Source organism: Maribellus luteus, from assembly GCF_003576475.1.
In the GTDB taxonomy this organism is placed as follows: domain Bacteria; phylum Bacteroidota; class Bacteroidia; order Bacteroidales; family Prolixibacteraceae; genus Draconibacterium; species Draconibacterium luteum.
Genome location: NZ_QWGR01000001.1, coordinates 334,131 through 349,811 on the forward strand (window position 1 = coordinate 334,131; position 15,681 = coordinate 349,811).

12 protein-coding genes are annotated in these 15,681 nt (G+C 44.5%); 4 read left to right on the forward strand and 8 right to left on the reverse strand.

Annotation, left to right across the window (positions count from 1 at the left end; translation table 11 throughout):
• Window positions 1–49: 49 nt before the first annotated feature.
• Both D1614_RS01210 and D1614_RS01215 read right to left on the reverse strand, forming a co-directional pair.
• Window positions 50–1,936 carry an ABC-F family ATP-binding cassette domain-containing protein gene (locus D1614_RS01210; RefSeq protein WP_119436055.1) on the reverse strand — a complete coding sequence of 629 codons (1,887 nt, stop codon included), beginning with the start codon at window positions 1,934–1,936 and terminating at the stop codon, window positions 50–52.
• A gap of 8 nt (window positions 1,937–1,944) precedes the next feature.
• Window positions 1,945–3,204 carry a serine hydrolase domain-containing protein gene (locus tag D1614_RS01215; protein ID WP_119436056.1) on the reverse strand — a complete coding sequence of 420 codons (1,260 nt, stop codon included), beginning with the start codon at window positions 3,202–3,204 and terminating at the stop codon, window positions 1,945–1,947.
• A 297-nt stretch (window positions 3,205–3,501) separates the two neighbouring features.
• Between D1614_RS01215 and nth the strand changes: the two genes are divergently transcribed.
• A complete protein-coding gene (nth, locus tag D1614_RS01220) occupies window positions 3,502–4,149 on the forward strand; it encodes an endonuclease III (RefSeq protein ID WP_119436057.1) in 648 nt (215 codons plus the stop codon).
• 638 nt (window positions 4,150–4,787) lie between these two features.
• On the opposite strand, the gene araA is transcribed toward nth, so the two are convergent.
• From araA to D1614_RS01240, 4 genes are all read right to left on the reverse strand, one after another.
• Entirely contained in the window at window positions 4,788–6,293 is a 1,506-nt protein-coding gene (araA, locus tag D1614_RS01225) for an L-arabinose isomerase (RefSeq protein ID WP_119436058.1), read from the reverse strand.
• A 114-nt stretch (window positions 6,294–6,407) separates the two neighbouring features.
• On the reverse strand, window positions 6,408–7,841 hold the full coding sequence (locus D1614_RS01230) for a pyridoxal-dependent decarboxylase (protein WP_206609886.1): 1,434 nt from the start codon (window positions 7,839–7,841) through the stop codon (window positions 6,408–6,410).
• 96 nt (window positions 7,842–7,937) lie between these two features.
• Complete coding sequence (locus D1614_RS01235; RefSeq protein WP_119436059.1) at window positions 7,938–8,210, reverse strand: acylphosphatase; 273 nt, start codon at window positions 8,208–8,210, stop codon at window positions 7,938–7,940.
• A 58-nt stretch (window positions 8,211–8,268) separates the two neighbouring features.
• Window positions 8,269–8,628, reverse strand: coding sequence for a hypothetical protein (locus tag D1614_RS01240; protein WP_119436060.1), 360 nt, complete (start codon window positions 8,626–8,628; stop codon window positions 8,269–8,271).
• A 183-nt stretch (window positions 8,629–8,811) separates the two neighbouring features.
• Here D1614_RS01240 and D1614_RS01245 point away from each other — a divergent pair, with 183 nt between their 5' ends.
• On the forward strand, window positions 8,812–9,036 hold the full coding sequence (locus tag D1614_RS01245) for a hypothetical protein (RefSeq protein ID WP_206609887.1): 225 nt from the start codon (window positions 8,812–8,814) through the stop codon (window positions 9,034–9,036).
• A gap of 35 nt (window positions 9,037–9,071) precedes the next feature.
• Here the strand turns inward: D1614_RS01245 and D1614_RS01250 are convergent, their stop codons facing one another.
• Complete coding sequence (locus D1614_RS01250) at window positions 9,072–10,067, reverse strand: FAD:protein FMN transferase (protein ID WP_206609888.1); 996 nt, start codon at window positions 10,065–10,067, stop codon at window positions 9,072–9,074.
• A gap of 231 nt (window positions 10,068–10,298) precedes the next feature.
• Between D1614_RS01250 and D1614_RS01255 the strand changes: the two genes are divergently transcribed.
• Complete coding sequence (locus D1614_RS01255; RefSeq protein ID WP_119436062.1) at window positions 10,299–11,312, forward strand: Gfo/Idh/MocA family protein; 1,014 nt, start codon at window positions 10,299–10,301, stop codon at window positions 11,310–11,312.
• A gap of 510 nt (window positions 11,313–11,822) precedes the next feature.
• Here D1614_RS01255 and D1614_RS01265 read toward each other — a convergent pair.
• Window positions 11,823–13,292 carry a sulfatase gene (locus D1614_RS01265; protein WP_119436064.1) on the reverse strand — a complete coding sequence of 490 codons (1,470 nt, stop codon included), beginning with the start codon at window positions 13,290–13,292 and terminating at the stop codon, window positions 11,823–11,825.
• Window positions 13,293–13,776: 484 nt separating this feature from the next.
• Between D1614_RS01265 and D1614_RS01270 the strand changes: the two genes are divergently transcribed.
• Window positions 13,777–15,672, forward strand: coding sequence for a sulfatase family protein (locus D1614_RS01270; RefSeq protein ID WP_119436065.1), 1,896 nt, complete (start codon window positions 13,777–13,779; stop codon window positions 15,670–15,672).
• Window positions 15,673–15,681 lie beyond the last annotated feature (9 nt).

Here is a 15,681-nt window from a genome sequence, read left to right on the forward strand (position 1 = left end):
AATAGGAAATGTCAAAATAGAAATTAAAATTTGTATCGTAGACGGAATTTTACACCAACTCACTTAACTCCAGCCACCTCATTTCTTTTTCATCGAGAAGGGTTTTTATCTTGTCCAGTTCCAGCGATTTCTCGTATAGTTCATCGTGTGGAAGACTGCCCGAATTCATGGCCTCCTCCAGTTCTTCCTTTTGCTGTTCCAGTGCCGGGATGTCCTTTTCAAGCTGTTCAAATTCGCGCTTTTCGTTGAACGTAAGTTTGCGTTTGCCCTGGCCCTTTTCTTCCGTCTTTACCTTTGCCTGAACCTTTTCCTGTGCCTGATTCTGAGCCTTTGCCTTCGCCTGTTCTCTTTCCTGGTCTTCCTCTACCTTATTGCGGTAAATGGTGTAATTCCCCGGGAAATCGCTGACCGTTCCTTCGCCTTCAAAAACAAAAAGATGGTCTACGATTTTATCCATAAAAAAACGGTCGTGCGAAACTACCACTACACAACCCGCAAATGCTTTCAGGTAATCTTCGAGCACATTCAGGGTGATAATATCCAGATCGTTGGTTGGCTCGTCGAGGATCAGAAAGTTGGGGTTTTGCATCAAAACGGTACATAAATACAGCCGTCGCTGTTCGCCTCCACTCAATTTTTCAATGTAGTTGTATTGTGTTTCAGGTGGAAACAAAAAGCGGGTGAGCATTTGTGTGGCGCTCATTTTTGTACCGTCTTCAAAGTGAATGAATTCGGCAATTTTCTGAACAGCCTCAATTACCTTTTCCTTTGGATCGAAGTCAATTCCGTCCTGGCGGTAATACCCAAATTTGATGGTTGGGCCAATATCAATCGTGCCGGTATCGGGAGTGAGTGTTTGTGTCAGCAAATTCAGAAAGGTTGACTTTCCGGTACCGTTGTTGCCAATAATGCCCACTTTCTCGAAACGCTGAAACTTATAGGTAAAATCCTCGATCAGCTTTACTCCGGGAAATGACTTTGAAACATGCTCCAGTTCAACAATTTTTTTCCCCAGGCGGGCCGATTGTACGTTCATTTCCACTTTGTTGTCGCGGAAATTATGCGAGGCTTTGTCTTGCAGGTCGTAAAAAGCATTGATACGGTATTTGGCTTTGTGACTGCGGGCCTGTGGCATACGGCGCATCCATTCAATTTCGGTGCGAAGCAGGTTCTTGGCTTTGGCAACTGTGGCTTGTTGCATCTGAACCCGTTCCTCTCTTTTTTCCAGAAAATAGGAGTAGTTCCCCTGGTAGCGATAAATCTGGTTGTCTTCCATTTCGATGATCTCGTTACACACGCGGTCAAGAAAATAGCGGTCGTGCGTAACCATCAGAAGGGTCGATTTTGTTTTTTCGAGGTAGGCTTCCAGCCATTCGATCATTTCCAGATCGAGGTGGTTGGTGGGCTCATCCAGGATCAGTAGGTCGGGTTGATTGATCAGCACTTTTGCCAGTGCCAGCCGCTTTTTTTGTCCGCCTGAAAGCTGCGAAACTTTTTGTTCGAGGAAATTAACTTTCAGCTGGGTGAGTATTTGTTTTATCTCTACTTCGATGGACCACGCACCCAGTTCATCCAGTTTTGATGAAATGGCGGCAATTTCTTCCTGGTTATTTTTGGCCAGTGCCAGCTCAAAGGCTTTTATGGCATTGATTTTCTCGTTGTCGGTTTCGAAAATCTCTTCAATAACGGTATGATTGGGATTCAGAGCCGGTATCTGTTCGAAATACCCGATTCGCACATCGTTGGTAAGCGTAATCGTGCCTTCGTCGGGCGATTCTTTTCCTGCCAGAAGGTCCAGCAGTGTTGATTTTCCAGTGCCGTTTTTGGCGATAAGGGCCACCTTTTGCCCTTCAAATACGGTAAACGATATATTTTCGAAAAGCAAAAGTTCTCCCCAGCGTTTCGATAGGTTTTCTCCCTGTAAAAATGGTTTCATGAAGTGTGTTACGATTTATCGTCAATGTTTTTGGCCGAAGAATTTTCCATTGCGATTCTTTCTTTTTCGGCAAAAATAAGGTTCAGAAAGTCCGGAATGTTCTGTGCACTTTCGCTCACCGGCGAATTGGTAAGAAGTGCAATACCGATTTCTTCATCTTCGCAATAGGCCATTTCTGCCTTGTAGCCGGAAACATAACCACCGTGGTAGGCCACTTTTCGTCCTTTGTAATCGACAATTCTCCAGCCAATGGAATATTGTTTGGATTGAACTCCTTTTCCCCAACTGCGGAAATAACCACGATTCAAGGGCGATTTTACGAGTGGTGTTAATATGGTTTCGCGGACTTTGTCCGAAATAACTTTTGAGTCAGGATCGGTAAGATTTGCCAGCAACTGTCCCAGGTCGGAAATGCTTGCATTTACTCCCGCCGCAGGTGCTGTGGAATAATACCGGTCGTTTAGTTTCAAGGCCTTAAAATGGCGGTTCCCCACATTTTGATGAGGATAAGCTTTGTTCTCGTTTTCCTTAAAGGCTTCAAAACCGGTAGAGGCATCCTGCATCTGAAAAGGAACAAAAACTTTTTCACGCATGAGGTGGTCAAAACTTTGCTTGGTTTTGGCCGAAGCAACCGGGTCGTAAAGACTGTACATCACATTTTGGTAGCCATATATTTCGCCGGGTGCTGCTGTTAACGGAACTTCTGGTAAGCGTTCAATAATTTTTACAAGCGGAACATGGTCTTCCACCATTAAGTCGTAGGCATGGGGCACCAGTCCTGTGGTGTGGCTTAATAAATGCCTGACGGTAAGCTCTTGTGCACAATGCGGATCATGTAAGGAAAATCCGGGAATATAATCGGCTACTTTGTCATCGAGTTTAACCAGGTTCTCATCGTCAAGAATACCCGCTAAAACACCGGTAATGGATTTGGAGACAGAAGCCAGACGGAAAATCGTGTTTTTATCTACCGGATCTTTTGTGCCCGCTTTTCGAACACCGTAACATTTTAATAAGGCAATCCGGCCTTTGTACGTAACAACGGCGGCAGCGCCAACAGTTCCCGATTGTTTTATATTTTCAGATAGAATACTGTCGAACCGATCAAGCGTAGATTGTATTTCAACAACCGGATTATAAACGGGTTCCGGTTCTTCCAGTTCTTCTGTTTTTATATTAACGGGTTGCTTTACAAACGAATGCACCGTAAATGTTAGAATCAGAAGTACTGAAACTATTACCACGAAATAAATCTTTTTTCTAGCCATCAACACCTTTCCTTCCGAGTTTGAAACAAAAATATAACTTCTGCGACGGAATAAAAGTATTCTGATACATTTAGAATTGATTTTTTATTCACTACCGGGTTTTGATAACGATATCAAAACAAAAAAAGCCGGTCATCACCGGCTTTTTATACGTCTGTTTAATTATTTGCTTAAAACCACTTCTATAAAGGGGAGAAATGATACTTAAGAAATACACTCAATAAGACAATGTACAAGCAAAATTGTTACAGACGGAAAGAAAAAAAATTAAATTATTTTTGAAAAAACATTTTAAGAATGCGAAAAAAAGAGTTATTCGACCGTGTGATTGCCTATTTTGAGGAAACGATGCCGATTGCAGAAACCGAACTGGATTACCAAAATCCATTCGAATTGATTGTAGCAGTGATACTGTCGGCCCAGTGTACCGACAAGCGTGTGAACCAAATCACACCCGATTTACTCAAGCGTTTTCCAACTCCTTACAAAATGGCAGAGGCCGAGGTTGCCGAAGTTTTTGATTACATCAGAAGTTGTTCGTACCCCAATAACAAGGCAAAGCATTTGGTGGGAATGGCTCAGAAACTTATCGAATTGTATGATGGGGAAGTGCCAAGCGATGTGGATGATCTTCAAAAACTGCCGGGGGTAGGGCGTAAAACCGCCAACGTGATTGCTTCGGTGGTTTACAACAAACCCGCTTTGGCCGTGGATACGCATGTATTTCGGGTAGCAGCGCGAATTGGTTTAAGCACTAATGCAAAGACTCCGTTGGCTACCGAGATACAGTTGATGAAATACATTCCCGAAGAGTTGGTCCCCAAAGCGCATCACTGGCTTATCCTGCACGGGCGTTACACCTGTGTGGCCCGAAAACCAAAATGCGAAAAGTGCGGCTTAACTGAAATCTGTAAATACTATCAGAAAGAAGTAGCCGGCAAATAGCCGGACAGTTTTATTATGTGTCGAGTGTAGTACAGCGCTAGGCAGGGAGAATGAATTTGACCCTTCCTCTAATCCTTCCCTCCGAGAATCTACTGTTTATACACAAATATGAATTTTGAAAAAGCTAGAAAATAAGAAATAAATAATAAGGAATAAAGAATAAAAGAAAGTGTTGCAAACGGAATAATTTGAGCCAATATTTTTTGATTTCTTATTCTTTATTCCATGTTTCTTATTGAAAATCATTCGTATTTTCTTCAAATCCCAGCCAAAAGATGTGTATAGAGGGTAGTTCGGGAATGGACGGATGATCAGCCGGTGGTTTTACGTTCTGAATAATTTGAACTGAGAGCTGTTTCCCAAGGATGAATTGGAAGATAAATATAAAGCATTTTTACATTGCTATCCAATCGTCTTTCCCTGCAAGGTAGGGAAAGATAAGAGATAGGGTAAAGAAGAGCTAAACGCATTAAATGAAGCCTAGCCGTAAATTTACTCGTACTCCACAACTTTTAAAACTGTTCCCAAATAATTCAGCACTTTCTTTGATATTCTGAAAAATACCCGGCGAAAACGGGCTTCACCGGGTAGAACTACTTTATCTATGGAAACTTAAACCAATTGTTTGTCAGGGGTAATTAAATTCCTTTTGCCAGCAGGTAATACACTTCATTCCATTTTAGTTCTTTTTTGAGTTCCGGAACTTTTGTGTTTTTATCGATGATTACATATTCTACGTCGGCATATTCTGCAAACGTTTCAATAAAATCGGGTGTTAATGCCAGCGTGAATACCGAGTGGTGAGTGCCGCCCGCATAAATCCAGGCTGCAGCCCCGTCGGCCAGGTTCGGCGCCGGTTTCCAGAATGCGGAAGCCACCGGTAATTTGGGCATTTTTCCCAGAGGTTCAATTACCTCAAGTGTATTTGCAATCAGCCGGAAACGGTTTCCCATATCGATCATGGTAACGTTCAACGCATCGCCGGTGGCGCTTTCAAAGATCAGGCGGGCCGGCGCATCTTTGCCACCGATTCCCAAAGGTTGAACTTCCAAACGTGGTTTTTTAGCGGCTATCGTAGGGCAAATCTCCAGCATGTGGGCGCCCAACACTGCTTCGTTTGCCGAATCCATGTGGTAGGTATAGTCTTCCATAAAAGAGCTTCCGCCTTTCATTCCGGCCGACATGGTTTTTACAATGCGAAGTAAGGCCGCCTGCTTCCAGTCGCCTTCGGCACCAAAACCGTAACCGGCTTCCATTAAACGCTGAGAAGCGAGGCCGGGCAACTGGCTCAGTCCTGTCAGGTTTTCGAAGTTGGTGGTGAACGCCTTAAAATTACCATCTTTCATAAAACGTTTTAAGGCAATTTCGTAACGCGCCTGAACCCTTACATTTTCATGAAATTCTCTGCCGGGCTTGCAGTTTTCAGCCACTTCGTATTGTGCTTCGTATTCTTTGTACAGTTCGTTCACTTCAGCATCGGTAACTTGTTCGATATAAGCAACTAGATCGCCTACGCCGAAAGCACTGATTTGCCATCCGAATTTGATCTGAGCTTCCACTTTGTCGCCTTCAGTTACGGCTACTTCGCGCATGTTGTCACCAAAACGGGCCACTCTCAGCGCTTGCGAATCGGCCCAGCCAGTGGCAGTTCTGCACCACATGGCCACCTGGTCCTGAACTTTTGGATCGGCCCAGTGCCCCACCACTACTTTGCGGTTTTTGCGCATCCGGGCGTTAATAAAACCGTATTCACGCCCGCCGTGGGCACTTTGGTGCAGGTTCATATAATCCATGTCGATGTCACTCCACGGAAGATCGCGGTTGAACTGCGTATGAAGGTGCATGTATGGTTTGCTGAGTGCTTTCAGTCCTCCAATCCACATTTTGGCCGGAGAGAAAGTGTGCATCCAGGTGATGATACCAATGCAGTTTTTATCGGCACTGGCCTGTACGCAAATATCCAGAATCTCATCGGGTGTTTTCACCACCGGTTTAAAAATAACCGGAACCGGAATTTTTCCCGAGGCGTTTAAACCATCAACAATTTTTGAAGAATCTTCGTCAACTTGCTGCAATGTTTTTGGACCGTATAAATGTTGACTTCCAGTGACGAACCAAATTTCCATCTGTTTAAAATCTGCCATGTTTTATCGATTTAAGTTTGATTACGAATGTAGCAAATTTTAGATAAATGTAATAATTACACTTTTAGGAATTTGGAAAAATTTCCCTTTGTACTTGTTCATCGTGTTTTAAAATCAGGCTAATTTCCGGGCTGTATCCGAAATAATGTTCCAGGCCTCCTCAACATGCTGGAGCTCAGTGTGGGTTTGCCCGATACTCATTCGCAGAACCACCTGGTTGTTTAATTTGGTGTGGGTGAAAAATATTTTTCCCTTTTCATTGATGGTGTTCATCAACTTCATATTGAAATCGTCGCCTTTTTTATGACGGAAGCAAACCAGGTTCAGCGGTGGTTCAACAAATAATTCAAAGTCGTCTGATTCTTTGATCCATTGAGTGAATTTCTCAGACAGTTCCACATGTTTGCGAATATGGAATTGCAAACCTTCAATACCGTAATGACGGATCACAAACCATAGTTTCAGCGAACGGAAGCGGCGTCCCAGTTGAACATGCCAATCGCGGTAATCAAAAACCGCCCCCGATTCGGTGGCTTTGTTTTTCAAATATTCGGGCAGAATGGAAAAGGTGTTGATCAGTTCGTTGCGGTTGCCTACCCAAAACACATCGCAATCAAAATTGGTGAACATCCATTTGTGCGGGTTGAAAACAAAACTGTCGGCAAGTTCCACTCCATCCATAAAATGCCTGAATTCGGGGCAAAGCATGGCTGTTCCCGACATGGCACCATCAATATGAAACCAGCAGTTTTCCCTTTGGGCTATTTCCCCGATTTTCCGGAGTGGATCTATGGCGTTCGAAGAAGTTGTTCCTAGCGCACCGCAAACAAAGAAGGGGAGGAGTCCGGCCTTTTTGTCTTTTTGAATTTGCGCATCAAGAAGTTCGGGGCGCATGGCAAATTGGTCATCCACCTCAATCAAGCGAAGGTTGGCTTTGCCAATACCCGCCATTTTTATGGCTTTTTCGAGTGAAGAGTGTGTTTGTGTGGAAATATAAGCTACTTGTTTCTGGCGCACTCCTGTTTCATTTGATTCAAATTTTGTGGCGCGTTCGCGTGCTGCAATCACAGCTGTTAATGCCGATGTGGATGCAGTATCCTGAATAACGCCGCCGCCTGTTGAACCTGACATAAATTTTTCGGGCATTCCCATTGCCTGTGCCAGCCAGTCGAGCACCCGGGTTTCCACTTCGGTGGCAGCCGGGCTGGTGGCCCAGATCATTCCCTGTACGCCCAGTCCCGATGAAACCAGGTCTCCCAAAATGGACGGGAAAGAAGTGTTGGACGGAAAGTATGCATAAAAATGAGGCGATTGCCAATGCGTAATTCCGGGCATAATTTTTTCATCCAAATCCTTCATCATTGCGCTCATTGGCTCGCCATGCAAGGGTGGATTTTCCGGGAGGGAGGAAAGAATTTCTCCTGGTTTTACCTGTGAAAGAACAGGATATTTTTCAATGTTTTCGTAATAGTCGGCAATCCAGTCAATGATCTTTTTGCCTTCTTCCCGAAATTGTCCGGGAGTCATATGGAAGCTCGTTTCTTTCAAGGTTACATGTTTTTATTGATACCCGTAAAGATATCAATTAATGTGGGAACCTATTTTTGAGCTTTGCAAAATTTGAGGTGAGCTTTTTCGCCTGTATCAATAGCGGATGGTAAATTCAGAAAAAACACTTACGACCTGCATTTCTAGTTTGTGCAGGCCGGAAACATGAGAGCGTGTAGGCCCAATCCGGAGATAATCGGTAAAAGTATCGACGTCTGTTGGGTGTCCCTGCACCAGTACAAGCACCGAACCGTCGGGGGCGTTCTTCACCCATCCTTTTAGTCCAAGAATATCGGCTTGCTTTTTGGTGAAATACCGGAAGCCAACTCCCTGCACTCTTCCGTTTACTTTAATTTCGTACTGAACCATATCCGAAAGAACGGTTTTAAGCCGGAAGTTGTTGACCGTAGCTTTGTGTTTTCACGCATCAGGAGTTTTTGAAAAGCTCCACGGTTTCCGGGTTACTCAGCACCCAAATTGAATAAACACCAATCGCGGTCCCCACGGGAAAACTCACCAGGTCAAAAACCGAAAGGATTAGTGTCAGGATGCGCGCCCATTCTTTTTTCCGAAACAGGCCGATACCGGCGACAATTCCCGGCAGGCTCAATACGGTTGCAAATACGATCATTACATTGGCGATAATCGATAAAACCATTTGCGCTTCGTGTTCCCCGGTAAAATCGCCGATAAAGTGAAGCAGAGCAAATAGAACTCCTGCTACAACCAACCCGAGCAGGCGCAAGCCGATTTGCAGTGCTGCCAGTAGATTTACATGTTTTTCCATGATGTTGTTGTTTTTTGTTTCCCTAAAATTAAAAAGCCTTAAGAGAAGAATTGTTAAGTTTTAGACGAACCAGAACAATTCATCGTTAAAATAGTTATTTCGTTGGGGATTATTTTATTTCAAAAGAGTAATTTTGCATTCTAAAATCTAGGAAAGAAAATGGAAGTTTTAAAAGTTATTTTGATGGCGGTTGCATTAGTGGCAATTGGAATGCTCGGAATGGCCATTACCATGTTAGTGAAGAAGGGCGGAAAATTTCCAAATACGCACGTTAGCGGAAACAAGTACCTGAAAGAGCAAGGAGTTAGCTGTGCCCAAACACAGGACCGTCTTGCCCAGCGGGAAGCCTGGAAACAGGTTAGTTACAAGAACGCATCTTTTACACCAGATATGAAAGCCGGCAAATAACCGGCTTTTTTTGTGTCACTATTTTCGGCTTGGTTTTACCGGGCTACGTACTGTGAAAAACCTTCCGACATGTAAACCTGGTTGTTGCCCTGATCGTCGGCATAAATAAAATAGATTTCCAGCCCCGGAACTTTTCGGGCTACTTCAATTCCCGCATCCTTTCCCAAAACCATAAAAGCCGTGGCAAAAGCATCGGCTGTCATGCAATCGTTGGCCAAAACAGTGGAACTAAGTAGGCTATGCTGCACCGGATAACCCGAAGAAGGATCGATGGTGTGCGCATATTTTTTCCCGTCTTCTTCGTAAAAGTTCAGGTAGTTTCCCGAGGTGGCCAATGCATGGTCGGGTAAACGGATGGCGGCATTCAGATCGTTGCTGAATGGATTTTCCACCGGTTCGCGAATGCCAATGGTCCAGGTGCGCCCTTTGTCGTTGTTTCCTTTGGCAACCACCTCGCCACCTATGTCAACCATAAAGTTCTCACAGCCTTTCTTAGCCAGAAAATCGCCAATCAGGTCACAGGTGTAGCCTTTGGCAATGGCGCTCATATTTAGCTGAATTTCCGGAATCTCTTTCTCCACTTTCCCGTCAACAATTTTTATTTTCCGGTAGCCGGTAAACGCTTTTAGCGAATCCACTACCGTCTGTGTCATTTTTTGGCGGTTCTCGGGGCCAAATCCCCAGGCGCTGATAAGCGGGGCGGCAGTAATATCAAAAGCACCGTTGGTTATTTCGGCAATCTCCTGCGCCCGGTTAAAGCAGGTAACAAATTCAGGCTCCAGCTTAACCTCTTCGTTGCGGTTAACTTTCGAGATCGTCGATTCTTTTTCGTAATGCGAAAAGATCATTGTTAAACGCTGAAATTCCCTGTCAACTTCTTCCTGAAGATCGGAGCCGTCGGGACTTTCATATTTTATACTGTAATAGGTGCCGTAAACCATTCCGCTGTTGGCCATGTACTTGGCGGTAGGCTGGTTGCAGGCCGACATTAAAAACAATGTAGCTGCCAGAATTATAAAACGTATCTTCATTTGTCTGAATTTTATTTTCAAGGAAATCTGTTGCGAGTCAAATGCTCTTTGCAAAATTAGCATTTTCAAACAGAGCTGGTTTTACCCGGTCAATAAAATTGGAAACGGCTGCCAGTCAGCAAAAAAGTTTTTACCCCGAAATGCGGCGCGATATCTTATGAAATTGATTGTTCCGTTGGATTTAGAACTCACGCTAAAATCTTTTACCTTCACCCGGGAAAAGCTTTTACTATGACATCTCAAAGGAAAACATATAATTGGGCCGTTTTAGGCTGCGGAAAGATCGCCCGCAAATTTGTCAGCGATCTTAAACTTTTGCCCAATGCGCGGCTTTATGCGGCTGCCGCACGCGACTTATCCCGGGCACAGGAATTTGCCGGTGAACTGGGATTTGAAGTGGCTTACGGAAGCTACGAAGCTTTGGTCAGCGACCCGAAAGTAGATGTTGTTTACATTGCCACGCCGCATTCGCATCACCGCGAACATGCCTTGTTGTGTTTGAGTCACCAAAAAGCAGTATTGTGTGAGAAAGCCCTGGCCATGAATTCAAACGAAGTAAACGAAATGATGGCCTGCGCCCGCGAAAACAATACCTTTTTGATGGAAGCCTTCTGGACGATGTTTCAGCCCAGCTACCAGAAAGCCATGGAAATTCTTCGCTCGGGGGAACTGGGGAAACTAAAAATCGTTCGTTCCGACTTTGCCTTTAACGCGCCTTATCTCGAAGACAAGCGCCTCTACAACGTAAAACTGGGCGGCGGTTCGTTGCTCGACATTGGTATTTACCCGGTGTTCGCGGCACTTACTTCGCTGGGCTTGCCCGAAACGATCAAAACGTTTGCCGATTTCAGCCCGACTGGTTCCGAAGAAAGCATCAGCGTAATTTGTAAATACGCCGACGGTGCCATGGCCAACCTAACGTCGAGTTTCTCGTCATATTCGCCCACGCAAACCGAATATTTCTGCGAAAAAGGCCACATGGTGCTGACGCCGCGGTGGTTTACGCCCACACACATTACGGTGTGGAAAGAGGGGGGAGAAGTTACTACGTATCCCAACGAACACAAGCAGGGATTTGGTTACCAGTACGAAGCCGAACATGTGATGAAGTGCCTTGATCAAAACCGAATCGAAAGTCCGGTAATGAGCTGGCAAATGAGCCGCGACCTGATGAAGTTCCTCGACCGCATCCGGATCGATGCCGGAATCTTTTTTCCCGATCACGACAAGAATTTGTTTTTCTAAAGACTTCGGAGAAGAAGCGTTTAGAGTTTAGAGTTCAGAGTTTAGTGTTCAGAGTTCAGAGTTTAGTGTTCGGAGTTCAGAGTTCAGTGTTCAAAGTTCAAAGGATGACCTTGTTCTGTTGAATGCAATGCTTATTTGAATTTGTACATTCATTTATTGAACCTGCACAACCTTCATTCGAAGATGTACAATGTCTTAATGAAATTATACATTGTTCTGTTGAAGTTTTACAATGCTCATTTGAACTTGTACATTGGTTTTTTGAACGTGAACAACCTTCATTTGAAGATGTACAATGTCTTTATGAACTTGTACATTGTTCTGTTGAAGTTATACAATGCTCATTTGAATGTGCACAAAGCTTATTCGAAGTTGAACACTAGCTTAATTGAAGTTGAACATTCCCATAAGCCACGAATATCCGGCCACCGGAATGCTGAGGCTTGCGAATATTTATGTCGTCAAAAACTGATAGCTGAGACCGGAACTGTAAACTAAGTTGATAATCGCTTAGTTAGCGTATAAGCCGGTATTTCCTTTTTCCAAAAGAGGCAGAAGCTGCTCAACAATTTCCGGGTGAGTGCCTGCAATGTTTTGGGTTTCGTTTGGGTCTGTTTTATGATCGTACAGTTCGATGTCCGGCATTTGATTCCGAAAGTATTTGGTCAGCCGGTACTGTTCGGTTCGCAGGGAGATCCCATTTCGAAAATACCCGTAGGAAACATTGGTCCATGCTGTTTCCGGATCATTCAAAAGCGGAACAACACTTTTGCCGTCGGTGGGGAAAGGCATTTCAACGCCGCACAAATCCATCAGGGTAGGATAAATATCGACCGAGTTTACCACCTGTTCAATTTCAGAACCCGGTTTCATTCCCGGTGCACGGACAACAAAGGCACTTTTCAGCGCACGTTCAAAAATGGTGTGTTTTCCCCATACAAGCTGATCGCCCAAATGCCAGCCGTGGTCGCCCCAAAGAACCACAATCGTGTTTTCTGAAAGTCCGAGTTTATCCAGCTGGTCGAGTAATTTTCCAACCTGGGCATCGGTGTAACTCACACAGGCAAAATACGCATGCCGCAGTTTGCGGGCATAAGCATCTGATATTGGCCCATCGAGCGTAGCCTGTTCATCGCCCAGCAAATAGCCGTTAAACTCGCCGCTGGTGTGTAAACTGGCTTTGTTTACATTCTCCGGAATAAAGGGGTTGGGAGAAAGTGGAAGCTCTTCTTCGTTGTACAAATCCCAGTATTTTTTGGGGGCGTTAAACGGAAGGTGCGGTTTAAAAAAGCCTACGCCCAAAAAGAAAGGCTGGTCTTTGCGAGCCAACTCCTCCAGTTTTTGAAGGGCCAGTTCTGCGGTCAAGCCGTCCGGATAACCGTTGTCACCGGTATCGGCACACTCGTAAGGTTTTACCTGCCGCTTCCGGCTTTGGCGGTTGCTTCCGTCGGCATAGGCAAAAAAGGCGTTCCATCCGGTTCCCCATTTTCCGGGGTTGAATAGCATTTCATCCCAGCTGTGTGGCAATTCGTATTCGGTACCAACTGAATCTTCGTATTCATACAGCAAGCCATCCACATAATGGCTTATTTTCCCAACGCCAACCGTGTAATAACCATTCCTGCGCAGGTGGTGAATAAAAGTCTCCGGCTGTTCGGTTTCCGCTTTTCCTGAAATAAAAGTACGGGCGGCCTCGTTGCTCAAATGTTTTTTTGTTGTGGGCAACATACCGCTTAGCAGACTGTAACGCGATGCCCCGCAGGTTGGAATCTGGACAAAATGATTCATAAACAAAGCCCCGGAAGCAGCCAGTTTATCGATGTTGGGAGATTGAATGTAAGAGGCTCCGTAGCATCCCAACTCAGGCCGAAGATCGTCGACCGCAATAAAAAGAACATTGGGTTGTTGTTTGTCTTTGTTGTCAGGTTGAGAACAGGCAAAAAGCAGGGGCAGAAGAGAAAAAACGATCCATTTGTACATGATTCCTTTGGCTTAGATTTGAGTTAAGTTGATCAGCTTGATTGAAATTTCGTTTAAAACTACTTGTTTTAATTCAGCAAATAATGGTTTTTAGGAAACTTCGTAGTCTTTCATCCAATTTTTTCTATGAATAAATGCATATCCGAAATAATACCACAAAATGAATTTTTCAGATCGAAAGAACTCTCCCTCATTCCCTCTCTTCGCGAAGAGAGGGACGATTGTGTCCGTCAATTGACGGATCGCAATCAGGGTGAGTAATGTATTTTAAAATAGGATAATCTCGAGAAATATTTGATATTGTTTTGTTTGCAAACATTTGCAGGAATTAAGCAATAATTACCATTTCTGATTTTACGCTGCATATGCACATTTTTGAACGGAAATTACTCCTAAAATGAATTAAACACTGCTCCTCTTTGCTGGTCTAATTTTTATCTTTACGTGCAGTTTTCGCGTGTAATTAAACCAATAATCTGAACGAATGAAGAAAACTTTGTGGACTTTATCATTTCTGCTGGCCGTATTGATTGGCACAGCACAAAGCAAACCCAATATTTTGTGGATTACCATTGAAGATTCGTCTCCTCAGTTTTTTGGATGTTACGGAAATAAAAACGCAAAAACACCGGTGATCGATAAACTGGCTGAAGAAGGCATCCGCTTTACCAATGCATTTTCTACCGGAACGGTTTGCTCTCCAAGCCGAAATACAATTATCACAGGGGTAAGAACTTTTAAAATGGGCACCGGAAATCACCGGAGCAATTACCCCATCCCCGAATATATCAAGGGCTTTCCTTTTTACATGCAGCAGCAGGGATACTATGTTACCAACAATGCAAAAACCGACTATAACGTAGCCAACGCCAAAGCCTTTACACAGGAAGCGTGGAACGAAAGTTCGGGGAAGGCCGGCTGGTGGAACCGCCAACCCGGGCAGCCGTTTTTTGCTGTTTTCAATTTTGAAGATTCGCACCAATCGCGCACCATGACCATGCCTTACGAGTGGTACGTCAAAAATGTTTGGGAGAAGTTGTTGGAGGAAGAGCGCATTGCGGAGGACGATTTCCGGATGCCGCCCATTTACCGCGAAAGCCCGGAAATGCGGAAACATTTTGCACGTGTGTACAATTCCATTTCGCTGACCGATAAACGGATAGGCGAGTTGCTCGGCCGGCTTAGTGCCGATAACCTGCGCGACAGCACCATCATCTTTTTTTATGCCGATCATGGAGAAGGCGAGCCCCGCGGGAAAACCAACGGGATCGATTACGGCTATCGCGTGCCTTTTGTTATCTGGTTTCCCGAAATGTACCGGCATTTATCGCCCTGGGGAACAGCAGGTGCAGTAAGCAACGAACTGATTGATTTTGAAGACCTGGCTCCAACACTGGTAAGCCTGGCCGGGGGTGAGTTGCCGGAGCATTTAAAAGGCCGGGTTTTAATGGGAGAGAAGCGTTCCCAGCCTGCCGGTCATTTGCTTTTATCGGCCGACCGCTCGGATAACGGAATCGATATGGTACGCAGCATAAGCGATGGAAAGTACATGTATTCGCGCAATTACCTGCCGTTTATTCCGCAGGGAAGATACATCCGTTACATGTACATTTCTGAAATCGTTCAGCAAATGCGAAGCGATTACAGGGCTGATTTGCTCGACCCGCTGCAAAGGAGTTATTTTGAAGAAAGACCCGCTGAATATTTGTTTGACATTGAAAATGATTTGTGGGAAACTAAAAATCTGGCAAATGATCCTGACTACAAATCAGTGCTTGAAAAAATGAGAAAGCAGCTGGATGAGGAAGTTCTGAAAGCCCGGGATGTGATGTTTTTGCCCGAGTATGAAATTGGCCTGGTTTCAGAACGCGAAACTCCGTACGAATTCAGGCTGGATGCGCAGAAATATCCGTTTGCCGAAATATACAAGGCGGCCTCTCTTTCAGGAAAAAGAGGAAAAGATATGGCCGAAGAGCAGGTAAAATTGCTTCAAAACAAAAACGATGTTGTAAGATATTGGGCGGTAATGGGATTGCGGAGTCAGCCCCGGGAAGTACTTGATAATTTCCGGGAGCCGATAACGGAAAGCATGAATGATGCGTATCCTTTGGTTTCGCTGGCCTCGGCAGCCATTGCTTTTCAGTTTTGGGGAAATCAAACGGCGGAGGATATTCTTATCAAAAATTGTGAGTCGGAAAACATGGATGTAGCCTTGCTGGCGATCAACTTTTTGATGTACACGGATAACAAAGCTCCTTTTATCGAAACGATAAAAAAGGTACATGAAATGCCGGAACGAAACTACCATGTAAAAGCTGCCTGTATGGATTTTCTGGGCAGTTTAAACCTGGTCCCCAATAATTTTGAATACAGAGATTAAACGAATAAA